Here is a 24,453-nt window from a genome sequence, read left to right as displayed (position 1 = left end):
GTTTTTGTCCAGTTGGTCAATACCTTATCCGGCGACACCCGGCCCGGCAACGAGGATTTGCGAGACGGCCTCAGTGGAGCAGAATGCACGGCGGCGTGTCGACGCATGCGCCGGCCAAATGACGCCGCGGATCGTGAAAAATCTGCTAAAATTTCGAAGCTATTTCAGCGCGGCGACCAGACCGGCATCAGGAAAACAGGTGGCCACCTGACCATTCTTTTCCTGCCATCTGCCGATCGAGCGGCGGGTCTTGAAGCCGGGCAGGCCGTCGGCGCTGCCAACATCATAGCCCTTGGCTTCAAGGGTCCGCTGCAAGGCGGCGATGTCGGAGCGGTGGAGATCGCCGACCGGACCCCAGCCACCGGAAAAATTCTGATCGCCATGGGCAATGCGGTCGGCGCCGTGGCCGATGAACAGCGCGTAGAGGTCGCTGGTGTTGTATTCCTTCAGCACGTAGAAATTGGGGGTGGCGATAAAGGCCGGGCCGCTGCGCCCGGCCGGCATCAGCAGGAAGCCTTCCGTCTTCAGCTCGCTCGCCGGGAACGCTTTGCCGCCCACGCGCTTGATACCCATGGCGGCCCATTGCGAAATCTTTTTGCCCTGGTCCGGGCCTTCCAGCGAACAGGAGACGCTCTGAGGCACGGTCACCTCGAAACCCCAACCGCGTCCCCTCACCCAGCCATAATGGACAAGGTAATTTGCGATCGAGGCCAGCACGTCAGGCGTCGAATTCCAGATGTCGACGCGGCCGTCGCCGTCGAAATCGACGGCATGTTTCAGGAAAGAGGTCGGCATGAATTGCGGCTGGCCGAGCGCGCCGGCCCAGGACGATTTCATCGCGCCGACCGGGGCCAGCCCGCGTTCGACGATTTCCAGCGCCGCCAGCAGCTCGGTGCGGAAGAAATCCTTTTTCGTCGACATGAACGCCTTGGTGCCCAGCACCTCGAAGGCGTCGTAGGGCATCTTCGCCGCGCCGAATCCGGTCTCGCGGCCCCAGATCGCCAGAAGGATTTCACCCGGCACGCCGTAACGCTTTTCGATCGCGGCAAGCGTGCGGGCATTGGCGGCTTCGCGGGTGCGTCCACCCGATGTCACCGCACGAACCGTCTTCTCGGCAAAATAGGCGCCGGGCGAACCGAACTCGGCCTGGTGCTGTTTTTGCGGCGTCTTCGGCTTCTCGCCTGGCAAGACAAGGTCGGGAAGATCGAGATTGGGCTTGATGCCGTTGAAGGCGGCGTCGAAGGTGTTTTTGGAAATGCCGTTCGCCTTGGCGTCGGGCCAGAGGTCGGATTGGACCCAGGCGCGGAACTGGTCGTCGATCTTGGCGGCGGATGCGGGGATGGTGAGGAAGACGGCGAGGAGTGCGGCCAGAAAGAACACCAAGCTGCATTTGCGAATGCCGCGTTCTGTGGCGCCCCCCTCTGTCCTGCCGGACATCTCCCCCTCAAGGGGGGAGATTGGCAGTTTCGACCTTGCCGCCAATCTTGCAGTGTTGAAAATCAGCGACCGCAGCCAAATCTGGCGATCTCCCCACTTGAGGGGGAGATGTCCGGCAGGACAGAGGGGGGCGTGCACCACCCGCTTCGAATGATGCGTGACAATCATCGCGCGCATCCTCTCCGCCGATCTGGTCAAAACGCCGTCCGCGAGCGCAGCGCGGCGGCCAGCGTGCCTTCGTCGAGATAGTCGAGTTCACCGCCGACCGGCACGCCGTGCGCCAGACGCGTTATCTTGACCTCGAAGCCGGAGAGCTGATCGGTGAGGTAGTGCGCGGTGGTCTGGCCCTCGACCGTCGCGTTGACGGCGAGGATGACCTCCTTGACCTCGCCGCCGGCTATGCGGTCGACCAGCGAGCGGATGTTGAGCTGATCGGGGCCGATGCCGTCGAGCGGCGACAGCGTGCCGCCGAGCACGTGGTAGCGCACGTTCATCGCCGCCGCCCGCTCCAGCGCCCAGAGATCGGAGACGTCCTCGACGACGATCAGGGTGGCGGCATCGCGGCGAGGATCGGTGCAGATCATGCAGGGGTCCGAGGTGTCGACATTGCCGCAGGTCGAGCAGATGCGCACCTTGTCGGCGGCCTCGCCCATCGCGGCGGCGAGCGGCGACAAAAGCTGCTCCTTCTTCTTGATCAGGTGCAGCGCCGCGCGCCTGGCTGAACGGGGGCCAAGCCCCGGCACTTTGGCCAGAAGCTGGATCAGGCGTTCGATCTCGGGACCGGCGATTCGCTTGGACATCGCACTGATCTAGGATTTTTCAGAGCGGTTTGAAACATCCCTGTCGACGCACGGTCCGCCATGCTGCCATGCGAGAATCAGTTGGTTTCGAGCGGGCGACCCTGGCTGACGATCATCGCGCCTATGGCGTCGGTGTTCTCAGGCGTCGACTGGAATCCCATCGATGCTTCCTGCGGAGCGTCCTGGACCGAGGAGATGACCCTTTTGTTCAAGGTTCCGCTGTTCAAGGTTCCGCCAAAACGGGCGGCATCAGGCTCTTCCATCGGCTCCTGCATCGCAATTTCGATCGGCTTCGCCTGGACTCGCGCGGACTTTGCCGACGGCGCCGCGGATGCGGTCAGATAGGTCTGCTGCGCGGGGGCAGTGCGGGCGGGCGCCGGCTTGGCCGCCGGTTCCGCCGCTGCGGTCATGTAGACCTGTTCTGCCGGAGCATTGCGGGCAGTCGCCTTGGCCGGGCGCACCATCTCGACGGACGCGACACGCGTCGCGGGTACTCCCGGCAACGCGGCTGGCCGCTCGGCCGACGCAACCATCGGCTCATCCGGCAGCGGCTGCCAGTTGCGGCCGCGCTTTTCGTAGAAGGCATTGCCGCCGGCAACCATGGTGTAGTGCATGTTCTTGTAGGGGAAGCGCAGGCCGGCGGTGTGGAAATACATCGTGTTCTTGAGCTTGGCCTTGCGCTCGCCCTTGAGCACGGCGTCGGCGGCCTCCTCGACATCGGGCATTGCACGCGAGTTCATCGGCCTGGTCATGACGCCCGGCGCGAACTGCCCGGGCTCGCCCACCACCTGGCAGATGGTGCTGCCATGATTGCCCGAGCGCAGCCGGTTCATCACCACCGTGCCGACGGCGACCATGCCGTCGCGGCTCGACCGGTTGGATTCGAAGAACATCGCCCGTTCCAGGCATTCCCTGTCCTTGGGCGTATGGCTGTAGGCGCGCGAACTCAGGAAACTCGGCGTGATGGCGTCGGTCAGGCTGGCGACCGACATGCCGTGCGAGGTGGTCTGGCTGCAAGCGGCCAAGAAAAGGGGAGACGTGACGACGCCGAGCAATAGCGGCGTCTTCCATCGCGTGGCTATCAACAGGTAACCCTCTCACTTCAATGCCCGCCCCCAGGCTGCGGCAAGAATGAGACACTTTCGGGCAAAATGATGGCCAAAACGTTATTAACGGCGGACTGTTGCCGAATTGACACAAATCGAGGCTTTCCAGATGGATCGGGCCGTCGTTTCACACGGACGATGACCGCCTTTTCTTCGTTTTGCCGCAATTCCGCTGGGGTAAACGCCATGCGCTTTTGCCGGGAAGAGCGCGCCACGGCTTCCCATAATAGCCTATCGCCCGGCGGCGATTGCTGCCGGCCAACCGGGTTCGATCTCTTCGACCGTGTCTGAAAACAGGCCCCGCCTGAGAAACAGCGCCCGCGCCTCCCTGGCCGTCGGCGCGATCTTGCCCGGCCAGTCGCTGTCGATGAACTCGGCCTTGGTGAAATCAGGATTTGTTTCGGAGGCCGCCTCCAGGAACTCGGCGATTTCCAGCACGATGGCGCGTTCATCCTTCGAAAGCGCCGACGTGCCGGCCTCGATCGACGGGCGGTGCACGAAATCCTCGAAGAGATTGAAGTAGCCCTTGATGCCGACGAGATCGACCCCCGCATCGCAATCGGCGAGGATTTCCAGAATCTCGTAGATCCTGTTGCGGATACGCTGCTCGATCAGTCTTTCGGATGGCTCGCCGATCACGGGCGCACCGAACGCCTAGAAGGGCAGTTTCATTCCCGGCGGAATAGGCAGGCCGGCGGTCAACGCCTTGGTCTTTTCCTGCATGATCTGCTCGACCTTGGCCTTGGCGTCATTGTGCGCGGCAAGAATCAAATCCTCGAGGATTTCGACCTCGTCTTCCCTAAACAAAGACGGGTCGATCTTCAGCGACTTGATGTCGAACTTTCCGCTCAACGTGATGCTGACCAGGCCGCCGCCGGCCTGGCCGACGGCTTCGACCGTGGCGATCTCATCCTGCATGGCCTGGAACTTGGCCTGCATTTCCTTCGCCTTGCCCATCAGGCCGAGAAGATCTTTCATGGTCCGATCCTTTGCGGATTAGTGCTGGATATCAGGGTTCGTCGTCATCGGCCGGCGGCTCGACCGGCATTTCGGCGTCGGTCGCGTCGGCGTCCGGCGTATCGGGAATTCGCACATCGATGATCTTGGCGCCGGGAAAGCGGGCCAGGATGGCGGCCACGGTCGGGTCGTTCCTGGCGTCGAGGAAAGCGTTTTCACGCTTCGTCGATTCCATTTCGGCCAACGTCTGGCCGCCGTCTTCCTTCGACAGCGACACCAGCCAGCTGCGGCCGGTCCAGGCGCGCAGTTTCGTCGTCAGCTCGTTGAGCAGCATCTTGGGCGCGTCATCGGTCAGGCTGACGTCGATGCGGCCGGGTTCGATGTGCACCAAACGGATGCAGCGCTTGACCAGCACCTTGAAGGCGATGTCGCGCTGCGCGTCGGCGAGGGCAACGATGTCGGCCAGCGATTTCAGCGGTACGGCTTGCGTCTCCGGCGCAGGTTGCGGGGGCGCTACGAAGGCGGCCGGAGCGGGCGTGGCCTCGACCAGCCGCATGGTCTGCGCGCCGCCCGACCCGCCAGGCATGCGCGCCTGCGCCACGGCGCTGGCGCCATTGCCGCCTGCACCGCCATTGCCGGGGTTCACCGGCGCGCCGTTCGGGCGCGGCGCCGCGCCAGTCGTCGAAGCACCGCTCTCCAGCGATCTCAGCGCCTCGTCCAATGTCGGCAGGTCGGCGGCGTGCGCCAGCCGGATCAACACCATTTCGGCGGCACTGACCGGCCGGTTGGAGGACTGCACCTCGGGAATGCCCTTGAGCAGCATCTGCCAGGTCCGCGACAACACGCGGACCGACAGCGCCCTGGCGAAATCGGCGCCGCGCTGGCGCTCGTCCTGCGACAGCGAGGCATCGTCCATGGCGGTCGGCACGAAGCGCAAACGGGTGACGAGGTGGTTGAACTCGGCCAGATCGGTGAGCACGGCGGCCGGATCGGCACCGGTGTCGTATTGCGCGCGGAATTCGCCGAGTGCTGCCGCCACATCGCCCTTCATCACATATTCGAACAGATCGACGATGCGGGCACGGTCGGCGAGCCCCAGCATGGCGCGCACGGCCTCGGCGCTGACGGAGCCGGCGCCATGGGCGATCGCCTGGTCGAGAATGGAGAGCGAATCGCGGGCGGAACCTTCCGCGGCGCGCGCGATCATGGCCAGCGCGTCATCGTCGACTGAAATGCCTTCCTTGCCGGCGATCGAGGAGAGATGCGCGACCAGCGCGCCGGCGTCGATGCGCCGCAGGTCGAAACGCTGGCAGCGCGACAGGACGGTGATCGGAACCTTGCGGATCTCGGTGGTGGCGAAGATGAACTTGACGTGCGGCGGCGGTTCTTCCAGCGTCTTCAGCAGGCCGTTGAAGGCCTGCGTGGACAGCATGTGCACTTCGTCGATGATGTAGACCTTGTAGCGGGCCGAGACGGGCGCATAGCGCACGCGCTCGATGATGTCCCTGATGTCGTCGATACCGGTGTGCGAGGCGGCGTCCATCTCGATGACGTCGACATGGCGGCCTTCCATGATCGCCTGGCAATGCTCGCCAAGCACGGCGAGATCGACCGAGGGCTGGTCAACGGTGGCGGTTTTATAATTCAGGGCTCGCGCCAGTATGCGCGCCGTCGTGGTCTTGCCGACGCCACGCACGCCGGTCAGCATCCAGGCCTGGGCAATGCGGCCAGTGGCAAACGCGTTGGTGAGGGTGCGCACCATCGGCTCCTGGCCGACGAGCTCGGAGAAATTCGACGGACGGTATTTGCGCGCCAGCACGCGATAGGCAGCGGCCTTGCCCGTTACCAGACTGTCGGGCCCCGAATTTCCGGCTTCGCTCATTCGCCCGTTAAGCTCCAAAAGGCCGCCCAAGGGCGCCGATTCCTGCGCATAGTCTCGCCCGCGCTGCAATGCGTCGTCAATGTCGCGAGGAGGGCCGATGAGGTGGGAGGCTGGAACAATGACCCGTTCCGGGCTCGTTAGGGCTGCTTCCTTCCGGACCTGACCCGGTTGGCGAGTGGATCGTCCACCACCAACCTCCCGCTGTCCATATCGGCAATTGCGCGACGAAATGCAAGTGCGCAGGCAAATCGGCACCGCCAACCACGAGATTCGCTTGCAGCCCCGAAGCAGCCGCTTTAGCGTTCAAGGTTTGAGGAAGCCAAGAAAAGCAAGGGAAACGCCAATGCTGCCGGGCCTGAAGGCCGGATTCACGCTGGATGCCCGGCTGGAGGCTGACAGCGAGCAGTTGATGTGGCTTGGGCTGTGCGAATTGCGGGTGATGAACGACCGCCGCTGGCCATGGCTGCTCCTCGTGCCGCAGCGGCCGGGCGCGGAGGAGATCCACGACATGACGCCGCTCGACCAGGCGATGCTGACCTTCGAGACCAACATGGTGGCGCAGGCGCTGAAGAAGGCGAGCGGCTGCACCAAGATCAACACCGGCGCACTCGGCAACATCGTGCGCCAGCTGCATGTCCACATCATCGCACGGTCCGAGGGCGACCCCGGCTGGCCCGGCCCGGTGTGGGGACATGGCCTGCGCGTGCCCTATGAGCCTTCCGACCTGCGCCGGTTTGCCGAAACGATAAGGGCGGCGCTATAAGCCTTCCCCGTGTCCATCCCAAAGCACCAGAGTCCCTATGAGCTTCCGCCTGTTTGACGCGCCCCTGCGCGAGCCGAGCCAGTTCGTCGGCTTTGCCGGCAACACCATCGACCGGCAATCCGAGAACCGAGCCGACGATTCGGTCGAAAAGGCGCTGGCCGATCCGACGACACGGCTGCTTTTGATGAATGGCGGCCGGCTCCACCTGAAACTGGCGGATGGCGGTTTCGACCCTTGGTACCGCATCGCCGAGAGCGAGCCCTTCAGCCCTTCCTTCACCCAGGGCGTCCTGCTCGGGTTTTCCGAACAGGGGCCGGTGCTGGCGGTCCTGGCCGGCATCGATCCCGAACAGTTGCCCGAAACCGTCAAGGCGATCGATTACCGCTCGGTCTATATGCAAGGGCTGATCGACGAGGCCGCCGCCGGCGCGATGGCGCAAGGAGCGGCCCTGCTCGCCTGGCACGCCAGCCACCGCTTCTGCAGCAAATGCGGCACCGAATCGCAGATGCGGGCGGGTGGCTACAAACGCCATTGCCCCAATTGCGGCACCGAGCATTTTCCGCGCACCGACCCAGTGGCGATCATGCTGACGGCGACGCGGGAGAAATGCCTGCTCGGGCGCGGCCGGCATTTCGGGCCGGGCATGTATTCGGCGCTTGCCGGCTTCATCGAGCCCGGCGAGACGATCGAGGCGGCGGTGCGCCGCGAAACGCTGGAGGAGGCCGGGATACGGCTCGGCCGCGTCGTCTACCACGCCAGCCAACCCTGGCCGTTTCCCTATTCGCTGATGATCGGCTGCTTCGGCGAGCCGCTCAACGACGACATCCAGGCCGATCTCGACGAGTTGGAGGACTGCCGCTGGTTTTTGCGCGACGAGGTGCGCCTGATGCTGGACCGTGCGCATCCCGACGCCCTGGTCACGCCGCCGAAAGGCGCCATCGCGCATCACCTCATCCGCGCCTGGGTCGACAGCGAATTGTGAATATCGAAGTCATTGCAGGAGAGACAAATGATCCGTCACACCGTCGTCTTCACGCTGAAGCACCCGCCGCATTCGCTGGAGGAAAAGCGATTTCTCGTCGATGCAAGGAAAATCCTCTCGGCGATCCGGGGCGTCACGCATTTCGAGCAATTGCGGCAGATCAGCCCCAAGAACGATTATCGGTTCGGCTTCTCGATGGAGTTCGCCGACCAGGCCGCCTACACCAGGTACAACGACCATCCCGATCATGTCGCCTTCGTGCGCGACCGCTGGGTGCCGGAGGTCGAGACCTTCATGGAAATCGACTACGTGCCGCTGGGCTGGTAGCTCAATCCGCCACCTTCCACTGCTCGCGCGACTCGCTGGCCGGATAGACGCCGAGGATCCGCACTTCGCGCGAGAAGAAGCGAAGCTCGTCCAGCGCCAGCTTGACCAGCGGATCGTCTGGGTGGCCCTCGATGTCGGCATAGAACAGCGTCGCCGTGAAGGCGCCGAGCTGATAGCTCTCCAGCTTGGTCATGTTGATGCCGTTGGTGGCGAAGCCGCCCATGGCCTTGTAGAGCGCGGCCGGCACGTTGCGGACGCGGAAGATGAAGGTCGTCATCATCTTGACGTCCAGTGCCGGACGCTCTGCCCATTGCTTGTTCTTGGTCAGGACCACGAAGCGGGTGACGTTGCTGTCGGTGTCCTCGACATTCTCCTCGATGATATCGAGCCCGTAGAGCGTCGCGGCCAGCGCCGGGGCCAGCGCGGCCATGGTGCGGTCCTTGACTTCGGAGACCATCTTGGCGGCACCCGCCGTGTCCCCCGCGACTACTCCCTTCCAGCCGTTCTTGCGGATGTATTTGCGGCACTGGCCGAGGGCGTGGATGTGGGTGTGCACGGTCTTGATCTCGTCGCGCCTGACGCCCGGCAGCACCATCAGCTGGAAATGGATCGGCAGGAAATATTCGCCGACAATGTGCATCCTCGATTCCGGCAGAAGATGGTGGATGTCGGCAACGCGTCCGGCGATGGTGTTCTCGATCGGGATCATGGCGAGATCGGCCTTGCCAGTCTCGACGGCATTGAACGCGTCCTCGAAGGTCGGGCACGGCAACGGCTCCATCGAGGGATAGACGTTGCGGCAGGCGGTGTCGGAATTAGCGCCCGGCTCGCCCTGGAAGGATATTCTGTTGGTCTTTTCAGGCATGCGGATATCTCAGTTTGAAAGAATTTCCCTGGCGCGTTCCAGGTCATGCGGTGTGTCGACGCCAAGCGGCAGCGACTGCACGATCTCGGCGTCGATGCGCATACCGGCTTCCAGCGCCCGCAGTTGCTCCAGCCGCTCGCGGCGCTCCAGCGGCGACGGCCTCAGCGCGACGAAACGCTCGAGCGCGGCGCGGCGATAGGCGTAGAGGCCGACATGGTGATAAAGCGGCCCCTCGCCCCACGGCGCAGTAGCCCGGGTGAAGTAAAGCGCCCGCAACCGCGTGCCGGAGAGCGGCGAGCCGACGATCTTGACGACGTTGGAATTGGTCTTTTCCTCCTCGCGGACGATCTCGACGCCGAGCGTGGCGATATCGACCGTGGCGTCCTCGAACGGCCTGAGCGAGGCGGCGATGATGGCGGGATCGATGGTCGGCAGGTCGCCCTGCACATTGACGATCGTTTCGACCTTGCCCAGGGGATCAAGAGCAACCAACGCCTCGTGGATGCGATCCGAGCCGGACTCATGATCCATGCGCGTCATCACCGCCTCGAAACCATGCGCGCGCACCGCCTCGGCCACGCTTTGCGTGTCGGTCGCCACCACCACCCGGCCAAGGCCGGCCTCGGCCGCGCGGCGGGCGACATGCACGATCATCGGCGCGCCTGATATATCGGCCAGCGGCTTGCCCGGCAGGCGGGTCGAGGCCATGCGGGCCGGTATCAGGATCAAGGTGGACATCGGTCTGGCAGGCGTCCGAAACGAGGAGGGGAAAAGTGGCAAAAGGTCTCACTGGCAGCGCCCTTATAGGTGTTGCAACGCCCGAGCAAAAGACCTAGTTTCCGCCCGATTTGACCGGCTCTGGAGGGCAGGTCTCGATACCGACGGACGGAATGGACGGATCAGTCCGCCGGAAAAGGGAGCAAGGGGCGAATGGATTCCAACGAAGTCAACAAACTGCTCGCCGGATTGCTCGGAACTGTCTTCGTCGTTTTCTCGGTCGGCCTGGTGTCGGACGCGCTGTTTGCCTCGCCGGCGCCGGAAAAGCCCGGCTTCGCCATCGAGGCGACCGAACCTGCCGAAGGCGGCGCGGCTGCGCCGGCAGCGGCCGAAACGCCGATCGCCGACCTGCTGGCCAAGGCCAGCGTCGAACAGGGCGCTGCCATCTTCAAGAAATGCCAGGCCTGCCATTCCGGTGAAAAGGGCGGTCCCAATAAAGTCGGTCCCGATCTTTGGGACATCGTCGACCGTCCGGTCGCCTCTCACGAGGGCTTTGCCTATTCGGCCGGCATGAAGGAATATTCCAAGGGCGGCACCGAGAAGTGGACTTACGATAACATCAACCACTTCATCACCTCGCCGAAGAAGGACGTGAAGGGCACGGCGATGGGCTTTGCCGGCCTGCCGAAGGAAGAAGACCGCGCCAACGTCATCGCCTATCTGCGCACGCTGTCGGACAACCCCAAGCCGCTGCCGGCGCCGGGCGCCGCCGCGGACGCCGGCGCGCCGGCCAAGCCCGCCGATGGAGCCGCTCCGCCGAAACCGGCTGACGGCGCCGCACCGGCCAAACCCGCGGCTCCCGCCGCGCCTGCGCCGGCCGCACCGGCAAAATAACCGGAAATACCGTGGTCATCTTGAAAAAGCCGGGTTCTGCCCGGCTTTTTCGTTAGGGAAAAGCTCCGGTGCGGCGACAAAGCCGCGCATGGCGGTTTTCACGAGCGTCAAATCATCTAGATTGCGTCTGGATGATCCGCAGGCATGGCGAAGAGGATAGTGCATGACGGTTGGCCGAACGCTTCTCAAGTCGTTGTTGGCGGCGGCCCTGCTGGCGGCGGGGTTGCAGGCAACCCGGGCCGACGAGTGGCGGACCACCTCATCGCTGATCGGCGAATCCAAATACGGCGACAATTTCCAGCACTATGACTACGTCAATCCGAACGCGCCCAAGGGCGGCACGCTGAGTTCGGTGCTGCTTGGCACCTATGACAGCTTCAATCCCTATATCGTCCAGGGATCGCCGGCGGCGGGCCTCGTCGGATTCGGCGGCGGGCTGCTCTACGACACGCTGATGGAGCAGGCGACCGATGAGGGCAGCGTCAGCCATCCCCTGATCGCCGACGCCTACAAATACCCGGCCGACTATTCCTCGGCGACGTACCGGCTCGATCCGCGCGCCAAATGGCATGACGGCCAGCCGATCACCGTCGACGACGTGATCTGGTCGTTCAAGGTGCTGAAGGCGAACAGCCCGCAATACAGCCGCTATTTCGAGAACGTCACCGATGCGGTGGCAATCTCCGACCGCGAGGTCGAATTCCATTTCAACCAGAAGGGCAACCGCGAACTGCCCAAGATCATGGGCGACCTTGCCGTGCTGCCGAAACACTGGTGGGAAGGCACGGACGCCAGCGGCAAGAAGCGCGACGTCACCAGGCCGACGTTGGAAATCCCGCTCGGCTCGGCCGCCTACAAGATCGCCAGCTTCAAGTCGGGTTCGGAGATCGTCTGGCAGCGCGTACCGGACTACTGGGCGGCCAAGCTGCCGGTGAAGGTCGGCCGCGAGAATTTCGACACGCGCCGATACACCTACATCCTCGACGACAATGCCGCCTGGCTTGCCTTCACCAAGGGTGGGCTGGAAGACATCAACCGTGAATACAGTTCCCGCAAATGGGCGACGGCCTATAATTTCCCGGCCATCCAGGCCGGCGACGTCATCAAGAAGGACTTCCAGACCCACTCGCCACAGCCGATGCAGGGCTTTGCTCTCAACCAGAGGCGGCCGCTGTTCCAAGACCGGCTGGTCCGCGAAGCACTGACCATACCGTTCGATTTCGAAAGCATGAATCGTACGCTGTTCTTCGGTTTCAATACCCGAACATCAAGCTATTTCCAGGGTACCGAACTAGCATCCAGTGGATTGCCGCAGGGCAAGGAACTGGAAATCCTGGAAAAGTACCGCGACAAGCTGCCGCCGGAACTCTTCACCCAGGGATACAAGCTGCCTGTCTACGACTCTCCGCAAGCGGAGCGAAAGTACCTGAAGCAGGCCGTCGAACTCTTCGCCAAGGCCGGGTGGGTCATCAAGGGCGGCAAGATGGTCAACGCCAAGACAGGCGCACCGTTCAAGTTCGAGATCCTCGGCTGGAATGACACAGACCAGGTGATCGCCAGCCCCTATATAGCCAATCTGCGCAAGATCGGCGTCGACGCTACTCTGCGCATCATCGACCAGACGCAGTACATCAACCGCGTCAACAACTTTGATTTCGATGTCGTGACGGGTCTGTTCGGCCAGTCGGATTCGCCCGGCAACGAGCAGCGCGATTTCTGGAGTTCCAAGGCGGCCGATGCGCCTGGTTCGCGCAACCTGATGGGCATCAAGGATCCAATCGTCGACGCGCTGGTCGATCGCATCATCTTCGCCACCGATCGCGATGATCTCGTCGCCGCCACACACGCACTCGACCGCGTCCTGCTGTGGAACTTCTATGTGGTGCCGCAATATTACCGTTCCGCCGTCTGGCTGGCCTATTGGAACAAGTTCAAGTTCCCCGACAAGCAGCCTGCCTATGTGGGCGCCGATATCGATTCCTGGTGGGTCGATCTCGACAAGGAAAAAGCGCTGGCGGCCAAATACAAGGGCGGCAATTGATGGCGGCGCTGCCCCGCCGCGATTTCCTGGCTTTGGGCGGCGCCGCCGCTGCCGCGGCCTTGATACCGGGCAAAGCCTTCGCAAACATTGCAACCGACACCAAGCTGCACGGTCTGTCCGCCTTCGGCGATCTCAAATACAAGCCTGATTTCCCGCATTTCGACTATGTCAATCCGGACGCGCCCAAGGGCGGCCAGATGAATTTCGCGCCGCCCAACGCAACCCTCAACCAGAGCTTTCTGACTTTCAACACGCTGAATTTCCTGGTGTTGAAAGGGGAGGCGCCGCCGCGCGCCGAACTCTGCTTCGATTCCCTGATGACAAGCGCACTCGATGAGCCGGATGCGGTCTATGGCTTGCTTGCCGAGTCCGTCACGCTGTCGCAAGACCGCAACGGCTTCCGCTTCGCGCTTCGACCGCAAGCGCGTTTCCACGACGGCTCGCCGCTGACAGCCGCGGACGTCGCCTTCGCGCTGAAACTTTACAAGGACCAAGGCCACCCGAACCTTTCCAAGGCGCTGCGGCATATGACGGAAGCGGTCGCGGTCGATCCAGTCACCCTTGCCCTGACCTTCAATGGCGAACAGTCGGCGCAAAACATCCTGGCGGTCGTGGGAATGCCGATCGTGTCCAAGGCCTTTTATACGGCCAACAATTTCGATGCCTCGACGATGACACCGCCGCTTGGCTCGGGACCCTACAGAATTGGGCGCGTGGCGGCCGGGCAGACTGTCGAATATGACCGCGTGGCCGACTATTGGGGCCGCGATCTTCCGGTGAACCGCGGCCTGTACAATTTTGACCGTATCCGCATCGATTTCTATCTCGACCGGCAGGCGGCCTTCGAAGCGTTCAAGAAAGGCGACACGCATTTTCGCGAGGAATTCACCGCGCGTGTATGGGCGACCGGATACGACTTTCCAGCGTTGAAGGACGGCAAGGTCGTCAAACGGGAATTTCCCGGTGAAAAGACGCCGGACATGCAGGGCGTCGCTCTGAACCAGCGTCGTCCGCAATTCCGCGATGAACGGGTGCGACGGGCGATCGCCAGATGCTTCGATTTCGAATGGATGAAGCGGGCGCTGTTTTACGGCTCTTACGAACGCGCTCAATCGAATTTCGAACGGTCGAATTACAAGGCCGAAGGCCTGCCCTCGCCCGAGGAATTGGCCCTGCTGGAGCCGTTCAGGGCCGAGTTGCCGCCAGAGGTCTTCGGTGAAGCCGTAACGCAGCCTCTCTCCGACGGGTCGGGCCACGACCGCAAGCAGCTGGGCGAGGCTTCGCGATTGCTTGCGCAAGCCGGCTGGAAGCGTGCGGGCGGTTTTCTCGTCAACGACAAGGGTGAGCGGCTGCGGGTTGAAATGCTGGCGGAGGATGACGGCATCGTTCGCATCTACACCCCTTGGTCCGAGAATATGAAGGCGATCGGAATCGACGCATCGATCCGGCAAGTCGATTCAGCGCAATATGAACAGCGGCAGAGCGATTTCGACTTCGATCTCGACATGCTGCATTGGTCGATCGGAGCGACACCGACTGATGACGGGCTGGAAATGCTCTATGATTCCCGGATGGCTGATACACCGGGGCAGCGCAATTATCCGGGCACGAAAAGCAAGGCCATCGATGCGCTGATCGTGGCGGCCGGCAAGGCGCAAAGCCGCGCAGAACTCGTCACCGCGCTCAGGGCGCTCGACCGGGTCTTGCGCGCGCGGCTAGACTGGATTCCAACATACTATCTGGCGAATCACCGCGTCGCCTATTGGGACATGTTCGGCTTTGTCGAGCAAAAGCCCGATTTCGGCTTTCCGGTCGAGACGCTGTGGTGGTTCGATAAGGACAAGGCGGCAAAAATTGGCAAAGGCTGAGATGTTCGCACGAGCAGGACGCGAGGCCTGATGGGCGCCTATATACTGCGCCGTATCCTTCTGATGATCCCGACCCTGTTCGGCATCATGGCGATATCCTTCGCCGTCATCCAGTTCGCCCCTGGCGGCCCGGTCGAGCAGGTCATCGCCAAGCTGACCAACCAGGGCGGCAGCGACCGCCTCGGCGGTGGTGGCGGCGACGCGGGCGGCTCCAATTTCGATACGGCCGGCGATGTCGGTTCGAAATATCGCGGCGCCCAGGGTCTCGACCCCGAATTCATCAAGAAGCTGGAGAAGCAGTTCGGCTTCGACAAGCCGCCGCTCGAACGCTTCGGCATGATGCTGTGGAATTACGCCAGGTTCGATTTCGGCAACAGCTATTTCCGCGATATTTCCGTGCTCGACCTGATCCTTGAGAAGATGCCTGTGTCGATTTCGATCGGACTCTGGATTACGTTGTTGTCCTATCTGATCTCGATCCCGCTCGGCATCCGCAAGGCTGTGAAGGACGGCAGCCCCTTCGACGTCTGGACCAGCGGCGTCGTCATTGTCGGCTATGCCATTCCGGGCTTCCTGTTCGGCATCCTTTTGATGGTGCTGTTTGCCGGCGGCTCGTTCTGGGACTGGTTCCCGTTGCGCGGCATCGTTTCCGACAATTGGGACCAGTTGTCCTGGCCGGCCAGGATTGCCGATTATTTCTGGCACATGACCTTGCCGCTGACGGCGCTGGTGCTGTCGGCCTTCGCCACGACGACGCTTTTGACCAAGAACTCGTTCCTGGAGGAAATCCGCAAGCAGTATGTGGTGACGGCGCGCGCCAAGGGCCTGTCGGAACGGCAGGTGCTTTACGGGCACGTCTTCCGCAACGCCATGCTGATCGTCATCGCCGGCTTCCCGGGTGCCTTCATCTCGGCCTTCTTCACCGGCTCGCTGCTGATCGAGAACATCTTTTCCCTCGACGGGCTCGGCCTGCTCGGCTTCCGGTCGGTGGTCGAGCGCGACTATCCCGTGGTGTTCGCCAATCTCTATATCTTCTCGCTGCTTGGCCTGTTCGTCGGGCTGCTGTCCGACCTGATGTACACCTGGGTCGATCCGCGCATCGATTTCGAGCGGAGAGACGTCTGATGTCGGAGGCAAGCGTTACCGCCGGTGTCTTGCCGGAGCGGCTCCCACGGCCGTTCCTGTCGCCGCTCAACAAGCGTCGCCTGCAGAATTTCAAGGCCAACCGGCGCGGCTACTGGTCGCTGTGGATTTTCCTCGTCCTGTTCGTGCTGTCGCTGTTTGCCGAATTCATCGCCAACGACAAGCCGATCATCGCTTCCTACAAGGGCGAAATCCTTTTCCCGGTGATGGTCGCTTACCCCGAGGAAAAATTCGGCGGCTTCTATGCCGTCACCGACTATCGCGACCCGGTGATCCAGGACGAGATCAATGCCCATGGCTGGATGATCTGGCCGCCGATCCGCTATTCCTACCAGACCGTCAACAACGCCATTCCCGAAGCGGCACCCGCCAAGCCGTCGTGGGAATATGACGCCAAGACGCGCTGCAACCAATATCCGCAAGGAGCCGATGACCCGGCCTGCAATGTCGGTAACTGGAACTGGTTCGGCACCGACGACCAGGCGCGCGACGTGCTGGCGCGCGTCATCTACGGCTTCCGCATTTCGGTGCTGTTCGGCCTGATCCTGACCGCGGGCTCGGCGCTGATCGGCGTCGGCGCCGGTGCGTTGCAGGGCTATTTCGGCGGCTGGACCGATCTGCTGTTCCAACGCTTCATCGAGATCTGGTCGGCCATTCCCGTGCTTTATCTGCTGCTGATCGTCGCCGCCATCCTGCCGCCGGGCTTTTTCATCCTGCTTGGCCTGATGCTGCTGTTTTCCTGGGTGGCGCTGGTAGGCGTGGTGCGGGCGGAGTTCCTGCGCGCCCGCAACTTCGAATATGTCAACGCGGCGCGCGCGCTCGGCGTGCGCAACCGCACCATCATGTTACGGCACCTGCTGCCCAACGCGATGGTGGCGACATTGACCTTCCTGCCCTTTTTGCTGAGCGGCTCGATCTCGACGCTGACCTCGCTCGACTATCTCGGCTTCGGCCTGCCGCCCGGCTCCGCCTCGCTCGGCGAACTGCTCAAGCAGGCACAGCGCAACCTCAACGCGCCTTGGCTCGGCATATCCGGCTTCGTCGTCATCTCGCTGATGCTGTCGCTGCTGGTCTTTGTCGGCGAGGCGACGCGCGACGCCTTCGATCCGCGCAAGACGTTCAAATGAGCGAAGCCCCCTTGCTCAGCGTCCAGGACCTCAGCGTCGCCTTCAGCCAGGACGGCGGCCAGTCTGTCGCCGTCGACCATATCTCGTTCGACATCGCCAGGGGCGAGACGGTGGCGCTTGTCGGCGAATCCGGCTCCGGCAAATCGGTCTCGGCGCTGTCGGTGCTGAAGCTGCTGCCCTACCCCAGCGCCAGCCACCCATCGGGCAAGATCCTGTTCCAGGGCGCCGACCTGCTGGCCATGAGCGAGAAGCAATTGCGGCAGGTGCGCGGCAACAAGATCACCATGATCTTCCAGGAGCCGATGACCTCGCTCAATCCGTTGCACACGATCGAGCACCAGATCGTCGAGATCCTGAAGCTGCATCAAGGCATGAGCGACCGTCCGGCCAAGGCGCGCACGCTGGCCTTGCTGAAAGAGGTCGGCATCCGCGATCCGGAAAAACGGCTCGATGCCTATCCGCACCAGCTTTCGGGCGGCCAGCGCCAACGCGTCATGATCGCCATGGCGCTCGCCAACGAGCCGGAACTGTTGATCGCCGACGAGCCGACGACGGCGCTCGACGTCACTGTGCAGGCACAGATCCTCGAACTGCTCGCGGGCCTCAAAAGCCGCAAGGGCATGTCGATGCTGTTCATCACCCATGACCTCGGCATCGTACGCAAGATCGCCGATCGGGTCTGCGTGATGACCAAGGGCAAGATCGTCGAGACCGGACCGACCAAGGACATCTTCGCCAGCCCGCAGCACCCCTATACGCGTCATCTTCTGGCGGCCGAGCCGAAAGGCAAGCCACCAGCCGCCAATGCCGAAGCCAAGCCTGTCATGACCGGCAGGGACATCAAGGTCTGGTTTCCGATCAAGCAGGGCTTCTTCCGGCGCACTGTCGATCATGTGAAGGCGGTCGACGGCATCGACGTCACGGTGCGCGCCGGCCAGACGCTGGGCGTGGTCGGAGAATCCGGTTCCGGCAAGACCACGCTCGGCCTGGCGCTGGCGCGCATGATCTCGTCGACCGGAACCATCAAGTTCAACGGCCGCGACATCAACCAGCTCACCTTCAACGCCATGCGGCCGCTCAGGCGCGAACTGCAGATCGTCTTCCAGGACCCGTTCGGTTCGCTCAACCCGCGCATGTCGATCGCCGAGATCATCGAGGAAGGCCTGAAGATCCACGAGCCTAAGCTGTCGCCCGACGAGCGCGATGACAAGGTGGCCGCCGTGCTGAAGGAAGTCGGCCTCGACCCGGCGACCCGAAACCGCTATCCGCACGAATTTTCCGGTGGCCAGCGCCAACGTGTCGCCATCGCGCGCGCCATGGTGCTCAACCCGCGCTTCGTCATGCTGGACGAGCCGACATCGGCGCTCGACATGAGCGTGCAGGCGCAGGTCGTCGATCTCCTGCGCAATTTGCAGGCCAAGCACGACCTCGCCTATCTCTTCATCAGCCATGACCTCAAGGTCATCCGGGCGCTGGCCAACGACGTCATCGTCATGCGCAATGGCCAGATCGTCGAAGCCGGCCCTTCCGAACAGATTTTTGGAAATCCGCAAACCGACTATACTCGGGCGCTGATCTCGGCCGCCTTCAAGATCGAGACGGCGCCGACAGGCGTGGTCAGCGAGTGATCCGCATAAGGAAGGACTGAACGAACCGCGATGGAAAAAGGCCGCATCCTGCTTGCCGTCACCGGCTTTCATCCGCAGCGCTGGCGCGACCTGTTGTCGGCCGAGCGCGAGGTGGTGCTGGAGCCGGACGGCGCCAAGGATCCCTCGATCACCTATGCGGTGGTGTGGAAGCACAAGCCCAACCTGATGTCGTCGCTGCCCAATCTGCGCGCCATCTTCTCGATCGGCGCCGGCGTCGATCATATCTTCGCCGATCCCGGCCTGCCCGACGTGCCGATCGTCAAGGTCGTCGCCGACAACCTCACGCAGTACATGACCGAGTACGTCGTCTGGCGGGTGCTCGACCATCATCGGCAGGGCCTGCTCTACAGGTCGCAGCAGCTAAAGAAGATCTGGCACGAACCGCAACAGAGGCCGGCCGGCGACATTTCCGTCGGCATCATGGGTCTCGGCAGTCTCGGCCGGGCCGCGGCCTCGGTACTTCTGTCGCTCGGCTTCGCGGTCAATGGCTGGTCGCGCAGCGACCGGCCGATGAACGGGGTGGCAACCTATTCCGGCGAAGCAGGCCTGATCCCGTTCCTCAATGCCACCGACATTCTGGTGGTGCTTCTGCCGTTGACGCCGGATACGCAAGGCATCATCAATTACGGCGTGCTGAAGGAGTTGCGCAAGCGCAACGGACTTGGCGGCTCGGTGCTGATCAACGCCGGGCGTGGGCGCCTGCAGAAGGACGCCGACATCGTGCGGGCATTGGACGACGGTACGCTGAAGGAAGCGAGCCTCGACGTGTTCGAGGTCGAACCGCTGCCGAAGACCAGTCCGCTGTGGCGCCATCCGAAAGTGTTCGTGACGCCGCATGCCGCGGCGACCTCCGATCCCGTGCACCTGGCGCCGATCATGCTGCGCCAGATGGACGCTTTCGAGCGCGGCGAGAAGCTCGACAATCTGGTGGACCGCAAGGCGGGATATTAGCCAGACATCGTCATCACCTGGCCAAGTCCCAGTCCTGAAAACATTTCTTGATCGCCCGAACCGAAGACAGCTGCAGCTTCTGCAGGTCGATCTGCTCCAACATCGCCCTGTATCTCTGTCGGTTTTTCGGCGTGGCCACGGCGATGTGGTGGATCATGTCCCATTTGATGCTGTCGCGCCCGCCTTCCAAGCCACCGCGCCTCTCCCTCTCGAACAGGGTTCGCCTGAAATAGCGCAGCAGACTTGCCGAGGTGGAGATGTCCAGCAGGATCAATCCCGTCGCGCGCTGAAAGCGTTGCGGCATGCAGACCGAGTAGTTTCCGTCCATCACCCACCGCTCACCGGCGATCGCGGCGTCATGCAAGGCAATGAACTCGTCCCTCGGACGCTGCTCCCAATCCGTGTTGGGCAGATGAAAGAGCAGATCGAGATGGATGGGCGTCAGGCCACGCTTGCGCGCGATCGCGTCGGCAAGCGTCGACTTGCCGCTGTTGGACGGCCCCAAAATACAGATGCGGTCGCCGAGGTCCGAGAGGTTCACCGGATGGATCCTAGCAAGATGGACGATTGGTCATCAGCCGGGTAGAGCGAACTTCGTCTGCTTGTCCGGCTTGCCGCAGTCGCGGCGGCCGATGGACCGGTTCATGGCATCGATTTCGCCTGACGCCTTGTCGCTGTCGCGCTGGCCCTTGGAGCGCATGTCGGGCGTGAACGGGCCGAATCCCATGGCGGGATTGGAGAAGGTTGGCTTGGCGGTGGTCGGGAGATTATATTGCTGCGCCAATCCGTTGCGCTGCGCCAGCAACTGATCGCATGGCACGCTGTCATATTGCAGCGAGGATTCGATGTTGGCGTCCTGCCGCTCGGACGCTGAATTGCCGACGCAGCCGGCGGTTGCCAGGCAAGACGCCAAGATCATCATGTTCCAGCGCATCGAAGTGCTCCTCCTGGTATCCCGCCCTGATGCGACCAGATCGCAAATATCAGTCGCGCACGCAAATCGGACTTTTTCGCAGCAGTACCAGGGGCTGCCCTCATATGGCATGAGCTTTCCGTGCCACGACGGCCAGACCTTTGACGGGCTCGCGGCGATCCTGGCGGATGCTTGTTGGCTCCAACGCCACCATCGAGAGGCCGTTGGCCTCGAGGGTCCGCCTGACATAGCCCTCCGAATGGGCGTAGCGCCGCGACGGCTGCAGTGCCAAGTCGCCGCCGTCCGCCAGGCTCTCGACGGAAAAGGCAAACAGGCCGCCCTGGGCGAGCAGGCCGGCGACCGTTCCCACAAAACCTTCGAGCCCGCCGATGTAGATCAGCACATCGGCCGACGTCACCAGATCGGCCTTGTCGCCCGAATAGGAAAAGTCCTGCAAATCCGCTTTTGTCAGCGCGTCATAGATATTTTTTGCCCGCGCCTTCCTCAGCATCCTTGCCGAGATATCGACGCCCTCCAGCCGGTCGACGATCGGCCTCAGCCTCTCGCCCATCAGTCCGGTGCCGCAACCCAGGTCGAGCGCCACGCGGAAGCGGCCCGGCCTTGCCTTGCGGATGGCGGCGTCGAGCACCTCCGGCAGCCGGTACTCGAGCTTACCGACCAGCATCTCTTCGAACGTCTCGGCATAGTGGTCGAACAGCGTTTCGACAAAGGCGCTGGGCGGCGCCATCGAGGCCGGACCCTTGCCGATCAGATGCAGTTTGAGAGCCGCGCCCTGGCGATCGGCCGGATCGAGTTTCATCGACGTCGTCCAGGCTTGCGCCGCCAGGTCGAGCCTGCCTGATGCCTCCTGCATCTCGCCGAGCCGAAACCAGCCCATTGCCCATTGCGGCGCCAGTTCCAGCGCGCCGAGCAGCAACTCGGCCGCGGCAGTGTGATCACCGGAGGCAAAGAGCATTTCGGCATAATCTGCACGGCGATCGGCGTTCGGGTCGCCCGACGAGGTCTGAAGCGGTTTCATGATGATGGTTCCACCGGCAGGGTAGCCGGCCGCCCACCTCTGTAGAGCAAAGCATGCCGAAGCTGAACCGAATTGAGAAGGCTTTGCCCGGGAGTCAGCAGTCTCGGGCAACAGGCTTCCCGCGGCGGAATTATATCCTATCTTGGCATCATGCGCGCCAGCGACCTGCTTCATCCCCGGCCCGAAGGCCTCTACTGCCCGCCGGGCGATTTCTTCATCGATCCGGTGCGGCCGGTGAACCGGGCGCTGATCACGCACGGCCATTCCGACCATGCGCGTTCCGGCCACGGCTCGGTGCTTGCGACGCAGCAGACGCTCGACATCATGGGGCTGCGCTATGGCCAGGATTTTGCCGGGACCACGCAGGCAGCCATGCTCGGCGAGACGATTGCCATCGACGGCGTCGATGTCAGCTTTCATCCGGCCGGCCATGTGTTGGGTTCGGCGCAGATATCGGTCGAGCACCAGGGCAGGCGCATCGTCGCCTCCGGCGACTACAAGCGACAGAAGGATGCGACCTGCGCCCCGTTCGAGCCGATCGCCTGCGACGTCTTCATAACCGAGGCGACCTTCGGCCTGCCGGTGTTTCGCCATCCGCCCGACACGGAAGAGATCGCCCGCCTCTTGAAATCGGCGGCGCAATTCCCGGAGCGTTCGCATCTGGTCGGGGCCTACGCACTGGGCAAGGCGCAGCGGGTGATGCGGCTGCTGCGCGACGCCGGTTACGACAAGCCGCTCTACATCCATGGCGCGCTGGCCAAGCTCAGCGAATATTACCAGAGCCAGGGCATCGATCTCGGCGAACTCGAGCCGGCGACGGTGGAGAGCGGTGCCAAGCAGGATTTCGCCGGCGCCATCGTGGTCGGCCCGCCATCGGCCTTCGCCGACCGCTGGGCGCGGCGCTTTCCCGATCCGATCTCGTGCTTCGCGTCGGGCTGGATGCGCATCCGCCAGCGCGCCAGGCAAGGCGGCGTCGAGCTGCCGCTGATCATCTCGGACCATGCCGACTGGGACGAACTGATCATCACCATCAAGGAGACCGGCGCCGAGGAAATCTGGGTCACGCACGGCCGAGAGGAAGCGCTGGTGCGCTGGTGCGAATTGGAAGGCATCGCCGCACGGCCGCTGCATCTGGTGGGCTATGAGGACGAGGGCGATTGAGGATGACATCCATCGACGCCGCGCCCTACGGCGCCCCCCTCTGTCCTGCCGGACATCTCCCCGTCGAGTGGGGAGATTGGCAGTTTTGGCGGCTGCGCCCTTGCTTCTGCGTTAAGGATTGGCGAAAGCCGTCACAACATCCGATCTCCCCCCTGGAGGGGGAGATGTCCGGCAGGACAGAGAGGGGCACCTCGCGCAAACCTCTTCCCTTCGTGCGGTCCTCATCGCCATGAACCGCTTCGCCGAACTTCTCGACCGCCTGGTGCTGACGCCGTCGCGCAACGGCAAACTTACATTGCTGACCGATTATTTCCGCAGCGTCGAGGATCCCGATCGCGGCCTGGCGCTGGCGGCCATCACCGGCGATCTCAGGATTGCCGCGGTCAAGCCGGCCATGCTGCGCACGCTGGTCATCGAACGCATGGACCCGGTGCTGTTCGGCTATTCCTACGACTATGTCGGCGATCTCGCCGAGACGGTGTCGCTGGTCTGGCCGCAAGCCCCTGGCAGGATCGCGAACCGCGATCCGACGCTTGGCGAGGTGGTGGCCAAGCTGCAGGCGGCAAGCCGCTCCGACGGACCGAAGGTGCTGACGGGGCTGCTCGACAGCGCCGGCATCTCGGCACGCTTTGCCATCATCAAGCTGGTCACCGGCGGCCTGCGCATCGGTGTCTCGGCGCGGCTGGCCAAACAGGCGCTGGCCGATTTCGGTAAGGTCGACGTCGCCGAGATCGAGGAGCTCTGGCATGGGCTGTCGCCGCCCTACACGGCGCTGTTCGCCTGGCTGGAAGGCAAGGCCGAAAAACCGCGCAACACGGCGATGGCGCTGTTCCGCCCGGTCATGCTGTCGAATCCGATCGGCGACGGCGACCTCGAAAAGCTCGATCCGGTGGACTATGCGGCCGAGTGGAAATGGGACGGGATCCGCGTCCAGGCGGTGGCCGAAGGCGGCATCCGCAGGCTCTATTCGCGCACCGGCGACGACGTCTCGGGCGCCTTTCCAGATCTCGCCGACGCCATGCATTTTTCCGCGACGCTCGATGGCGAGTTGCTGGTCGGCGATCCGCGAGAAGCGACGGGAACCTTCTCGGACCTGCAGCAGCGGCTGAACCGCAAGACGGTGACGCCGAAGATGCAGCAGCAGTATCCGGCCTTCATGCGCTGTTACGATCTGCTGCAGATCGGCGCGGAGGATCTGCGCGGACTGTCCTTCCGCGAGCGGCGCGGTCGCCTCGAAGCCTTCATCGGGACGCTCGATCCCAGCCGCTTCGATCTCTCCCCCTTCGTCGAGTTCACGGACTGGCAGGCGCTCGAGGACCTGCGCCGTGCGCCGCCGCATCCGATCATCGAAGGCGTGATGCTGAAGCGCTGGGATTCGCCCTATGTCGCGGGCCGGCCGAAGGGTCCGTGGTTCAAATGGAAGCGCGATCCGCACACGGTGGACGCCGTGCTGATGTATGCCCAGCGCGGCCACGGCAAGCGCTCGAGCTTCTATTCCGACTATACATTCGGCGTCTGGTCCGGAGCCGAGGGCGCGGAGGAACTGGTGCCGGTCGGCAAGGCCTATTTCGGCTTCACCGACGAGGAACTGAGGCAGATCGATAAATATGTCCGCGACAACACCGTCGAGCGCTTTGGACCGGTGCGCTCGGTGCGCGCCGACCGCGACAATGGCCTGGTGCTGGAAGTCGCCTTCGAGGGGCTCAACCGCTCGACCCGGCACAAATCGGGCGTCGCCATGCGTTTCCCCAGGATTTCACGGCTGCGCTGGGACAAGCCGGCCAACGAGGCCGACCGCATAGAAACCCTGCAGGCGCTGCTCGACCGCTAG

The 24,453-nt window shown here is 63.2% G+C and carries 23 protein-coding genes and 1 other RNA gene; 12 read left to right on the top strand and 12 right to left on the bottom strand.

Annotation, left to right across the window (positions count from 1 at the left end; all coding sequences use genetic code 11):
• Positions 1-159: 159 nt before the first annotated feature.
• From O7A70_RS04280 to ffs, 7 genes are all read right to left on the bottom strand, one after another.
• Complete coding sequence (locus tag O7A70_RS04280) at positions 160-1,437, bottom strand: lytic murein transglycosylase (protein ID WP_337139212.1); 1,278 nt, start codon at positions 1,435-1,437, stop codon at positions 160-162.
• A gap of 194 nt (positions 1,438-1,631) precedes the next feature.
• The gene (gene recR / locus O7A70_RS04275; RefSeq protein WP_027142068.1) at positions 1,632-2,237 is read right to left on the bottom strand and encodes a recombination mediator RecR; all 606 of its coding nucleotides are present in this window, start codon (positions 2,235-2,237) and stop codon (positions 1,632-1,634) included.
• A gap of 77 nt (positions 2,238-2,314) precedes the next feature.
• Positions 2,315-3,322 (bottom strand): cell wall hydrolase, encoded by a 1,008-nt coding sequence (locus tag O7A70_RS04270; RefSeq protein ID WP_337139211.1) that lies wholly within the window; start codon positions 3,320-3,322, stop codon positions 2,315-2,317.
• A gap of 252 nt (positions 3,323-3,574) precedes the next feature.
• Positions 3,575-3,982, bottom strand: coding sequence for a hypothetical protein (locus O7A70_RS04265; RefSeq protein ID WP_337139209.1), 408 nt, complete (start codon positions 3,980-3,982; stop codon positions 3,575-3,577).
• A 15-nt stretch (positions 3,983-3,997) separates the two neighbouring features.
• Positions 3,998-4,321: a YbaB/EbfC family nucleoid-associated protein gene (locus tag O7A70_RS04260; protein WP_027142071.1), complete on the bottom strand. Its 324-nt coding sequence runs from the start codon at positions 4,319-4,321 to the stop codon at positions 3,998-4,000.
• Positions 4,322-4,352: 31 nt separating this feature from the next.
• Positions 4,353-6,182 carry a DNA polymerase III subunit gamma/tau gene (locus O7A70_RS04255; protein WP_337139208.1) on the bottom strand — a complete coding sequence of 610 codons (1,830 nt, stop codon included), beginning with the start codon at positions 6,180-6,182 and terminating at the stop codon, positions 4,353-4,355.
• 102 nt (positions 6,183-6,284) lie between these two features.
• An RNA gene (gene ffs, locus O7A70_RS04250) (signal recognition particle sRNA small type) lies at positions 6,285-6,381 on the bottom strand.
• A 144-nt stretch (positions 6,382-6,525) separates the two neighbouring features.
• Here ffs and O7A70_RS04245 point away from each other — a divergent pair.
• The 3 genes from O7A70_RS04245 to O7A70_RS04235 are packed head-to-tail and all read left to right on the top strand — an operon-like array spanning position 6,526 to position 8,254.
• Positions 6,526-6,945, top strand: a complete 420-nt coding sequence (locus O7A70_RS04245; protein ID WP_337139207.1) for an HIT family protein — start codon at positions 6,526-6,528, stop codon at positions 6,943-6,945.
• Between the two features lie 37 nt (positions 6,946-6,982).
• Positions 6,983-7,927, top strand: coding sequence for an NAD(+) diphosphatase (gene nudC, locus O7A70_RS04240; RefSeq protein ID WP_337139206.1), 945 nt, complete (start codon positions 6,983-6,985; stop codon positions 7,925-7,927).
• Between the two features lie 27 nt (positions 7,928-7,954).
• Positions 7,955-8,254: a Dabb family protein gene (locus O7A70_RS04235; protein ID WP_140507716.1), complete on the top strand. Its 300-nt coding sequence runs from the start codon at positions 7,955-7,957 to the stop codon at positions 8,252-8,254.
• A gap of 1 nt (position 8,255) precedes the next feature.
• Here the strand turns inward: O7A70_RS04235 and O7A70_RS04230 are convergent, their stop codons facing one another.
• Positions 8,256-9,119, bottom strand: coding sequence for a prephenate dehydratase (locus tag O7A70_RS04230; RefSeq protein ID WP_337139203.1), 864 nt, complete (start codon positions 9,117-9,119; stop codon positions 8,256-8,258).
• 9 nt (positions 9,120-9,128) lie between these two features.
• The gene (locus O7A70_RS04225; RefSeq protein ID WP_337139200.1) at positions 9,129-9,857 is read right to left on the bottom strand and encodes a 3-deoxy-manno-octulosonate cytidylyltransferase; all 729 of its coding nucleotides are present in this window, start codon (positions 9,855-9,857) and stop codon (positions 9,129-9,131) included.
• Positions 9,858-10,049: 192 nt separating this feature from the next.
• Here O7A70_RS04225 and O7A70_RS04220 point away from each other — a divergent pair, with 192 nt between their 5' ends.
• The 7 genes from O7A70_RS04220 (at position 10,050) to O7A70_RS04190 (ending at position 19,509) form a co-directional block, all read left to right on the top strand.
• The gene (locus tag O7A70_RS04220; RefSeq protein ID WP_337139197.1) at positions 10,050-10,730 is read left to right on the top strand and encodes a c-type cytochrome; all 681 of its coding nucleotides are present in this window, start codon (positions 10,050-10,052) and stop codon (positions 10,728-10,730) included.
• Between the two features lie 163 nt (positions 10,731-10,893).
• Positions 10,894-12,771 carry an extracellular solute-binding protein gene (locus tag O7A70_RS04215; RefSeq protein ID WP_337139195.1) on the top strand — a complete coding sequence of 626 codons (1,878 nt, stop codon included), beginning with the start codon at positions 10,894-10,896 and terminating at the stop codon, positions 12,769-12,771.
• Positions 12,771-14,639 (top strand): extracellular solute-binding protein, encoded by a 1,869-nt coding sequence (locus tag O7A70_RS04210; protein WP_337139192.1) that lies wholly within the window; start codon positions 12,771-12,773, stop codon positions 14,637-14,639. Before O7A70_RS04215 ends, O7A70_RS04210 begins: the two co-directional genes overlap by 1 nt.
• 30 nt (positions 14,640-14,669) lie before the next feature.
• Entirely contained in the window at positions 14,670-15,764 is a 1,095-nt protein-coding gene (locus O7A70_RS04205) for a microcin C ABC transporter permease YejB (RefSeq protein WP_337139190.1), read from the top strand.
• The gene (locus O7A70_RS04200) at positions 15,764-16,909 is read left to right on the top strand and encodes an ABC transporter permease (RefSeq protein WP_337139188.1); all 1,146 of its coding nucleotides are present in this window, start codon (positions 15,764-15,766) and stop codon (positions 16,907-16,909) included. Before O7A70_RS04205 ends, O7A70_RS04200 begins: the two co-directional genes overlap by 1 nt.
• Positions 16,906-18,537 carry an ABC transporter ATP-binding protein gene (locus O7A70_RS04195; protein ID WP_337139185.1) on the top strand — a complete coding sequence of 544 codons (1,632 nt, stop codon included), beginning with the start codon at positions 16,906-16,908 and terminating at the stop codon, positions 18,535-18,537. Before O7A70_RS04200 ends, O7A70_RS04195 begins: the two co-directional genes overlap by 4 nt.
• 30 nt (positions 18,538-18,567) lie before the next feature.
• Positions 18,568-19,509, top strand: a complete 942-nt coding sequence (locus tag O7A70_RS04190; protein ID WP_337139182.1) for a 2-hydroxyacid dehydrogenase — start codon at positions 18,568-18,570, stop codon at positions 19,507-19,509.
• Between the two features lie 13 nt (positions 19,510-19,522).
• Here O7A70_RS04190 and O7A70_RS04185 read toward each other — a convergent pair whose 3' ends face one another.
• The 3 genes from O7A70_RS04185 to O7A70_RS04175 form a co-directional block, all read right to left on the bottom strand.
• A complete protein-coding gene (locus tag O7A70_RS04185; RefSeq protein WP_140772724.1) occupies positions 19,523-20,050 on the bottom strand; it encodes an AAA family ATPase in 528 nt (175 codons plus the stop codon).
• 33 nt (positions 20,051-20,083) lie between these two features.
• Complete coding sequence (locus O7A70_RS04180) at positions 20,084-20,443, bottom strand: hypothetical protein (protein ID WP_337139178.1); 360 nt, start codon at positions 20,441-20,443, stop codon at positions 20,084-20,086.
• A gap of 100 nt (positions 20,444-20,543) precedes the next feature.
• A complete protein-coding gene (locus tag O7A70_RS04175) occupies positions 20,544-21,461 on the bottom strand; it encodes a class I SAM-dependent methyltransferase (protein ID WP_337139177.1) in 918 nt (305 codons plus the stop codon).
• A 150-nt stretch (positions 21,462-21,611) separates the two neighbouring features.
• Here O7A70_RS04175 and O7A70_RS04170 point away from each other — a divergent pair, with 150 nt between their 5' ends.
• Both O7A70_RS04170 and O7A70_RS04165 read left to right on the top strand, forming a co-directional pair.
• A complete protein-coding gene (locus O7A70_RS04170; protein ID WP_337139176.1) occupies positions 21,612-22,622 on the top strand; it encodes a ligase-associated DNA damage response exonuclease in 1,011 nt (336 codons plus the stop codon).
• A gap of 229 nt (positions 22,623-22,851) precedes the next feature.
• Entirely contained in the window at positions 22,852-24,453 is a 1,602-nt protein-coding gene (locus O7A70_RS04165; protein WP_337139174.1) for a cisplatin damage response ATP-dependent DNA ligase, read from the top strand.

It is taken from the genome of Mesorhizobium sp. Cs1299R1N1 (genome assembly GCF_037179655.1).
Lineage (GTDB): Bacteria > Pseudomonadota > Alphaproteobacteria > Rhizobiales > Rhizobiaceae > Mesorhizobium > Mesorhizobium salmacidum.
The sequence above is the reverse complement of the archived record's forward strand: the minus strand, read 5'-3'. Positions and strand labels throughout refer to the sequence as shown.

What these genes read in the sequence shown, in the direction of transcription:
- O7A70_RS04280 (WP_337139212.1), bottom strand. Translation starts at nt 1,437, where the DNA reads ATGTCCGGCAGGACAGAGGGGGGCGCCACAGAACGCGGCATTCGCAAA.
- recR (WP_027142068.1), bottom strand. Translation starts at nt 2,237, where the DNA reads ATGTCCAAGCGAATCGCCGGTCCCGAGATCGAACGCCTGATCCAGCTT.
- O7A70_RS04260 (WP_027142071.1), bottom strand. Translation starts at nt 4,321, where the DNA reads ATGAAAGATCTTCTCGGCCTGATGGGCAAGGCGAAGGAAATGCAGGCC.
- O7A70_RS04255 (WP_337139208.1), bottom strand. Translation starts at nt 6,182, where the DNA reads ATGAGCGAAGCCGGAAATTCGGGGCCCGACAGTCTGGTAACGGGCAAG.
- O7A70_RS04245 (WP_337139207.1), top strand. Translation starts at nt 6,526, where the DNA reads ATGCTGCCGGGCCTGAAGGCCGGATTCACGCTGGATGCCCGGCTGGAG.
- nudC (WP_337139206.1), top strand. Translation starts at nt 6,983, where the DNA reads ATGAGCTTCCGCCTGTTTGACGCGCCCCTGCGCGAGCCGAGCCAGTTC.
- O7A70_RS04235 (WP_140507716.1), top strand. Translation starts at nt 7,955, where the DNA reads ATGATCCGTCACACCGTCGTCTTCACGCTGAAGCACCCGCCGCATTCG.
- O7A70_RS04230 (WP_337139203.1), bottom strand. Translation starts at nt 9,119, where the DNA reads ATGCCTGAAAAGACCAACAGAATATCCTTCCAGGGCGAGCCGGGCGCT.
- O7A70_RS04225 (WP_337139200.1), bottom strand. Translation starts at nt 9,857, where the DNA reads ATGTCCACCTTGATCCTGATACCGGCCCGCATGGCCTCGACCCGCCTG.
- O7A70_RS04220 (WP_337139197.1), top strand. Translation starts at nt 10,050, where the DNA reads ATGGATTCCAACGAAGTCAACAAACTGCTCGCCGGATTGCTCGGAACT.
- O7A70_RS04215 (WP_337139195.1), top strand. Translation starts at nt 10,894, where the DNA reads ATGACGGTTGGCCGAACGCTTCTCAAGTCGTTGTTGGCGGCGGCCCTG.
- O7A70_RS04210 (WP_337139192.1), top strand. Translation starts at nt 12,771, where the DNA reads ATGGCGGCGCTGCCCCGCCGCGATTTCCTGGCTTTGGGCGGCGCCGCC.
- O7A70_RS04205 (WP_337139190.1), top strand. Translation starts at nt 14,670, where the DNA reads ATGGGCGCCTATATACTGCGCCGTATCCTTCTGATGATCCCGACCCTG.
- O7A70_RS04200 (WP_337139188.1), top strand. Translation starts at nt 15,764, where the DNA reads ATGTCGGAGGCAAGCGTTACCGCCGGTGTCTTGCCGGAGCGGCTCCCA.
- O7A70_RS04195 (WP_337139185.1), top strand. Translation starts at nt 16,906, where the DNA reads ATGAGCGAAGCCCCCTTGCTCAGCGTCCAGGACCTCAGCGTCGCCTTC.
- O7A70_RS04190 (WP_337139182.1), top strand. Translation starts at nt 18,568, where the DNA reads ATGGAAAAAGGCCGCATCCTGCTTGCCGTCACCGGCTTTCATCCGCAG.
- O7A70_RS04180 (WP_337139178.1), bottom strand. Translation starts at nt 20,443, where the DNA reads ATGCGCTGGAACATGATGATCTTGGCGTCTTGCCTGGCAACCGCCGGC.
- O7A70_RS04175 (WP_337139177.1), bottom strand. Translation starts at nt 21,461, where the DNA reads ATGAAACCGCTTCAGACCTCGTCGGGCGACCCGAACGCCGATCGCCGT.
- O7A70_RS04170 (WP_337139176.1), top strand. Translation starts at nt 21,612, where the DNA reads ATGCGCGCCAGCGACCTGCTTCATCCCCGGCCCGAAGGCCTCTACTGC.
- O7A70_RS04165 (WP_337139174.1), top strand. Translation starts at nt 22,852, where the DNA reads ATGAACCGCTTCGCCGAACTTCTCGACCGCCTGGTGCTGACGCCGTCG.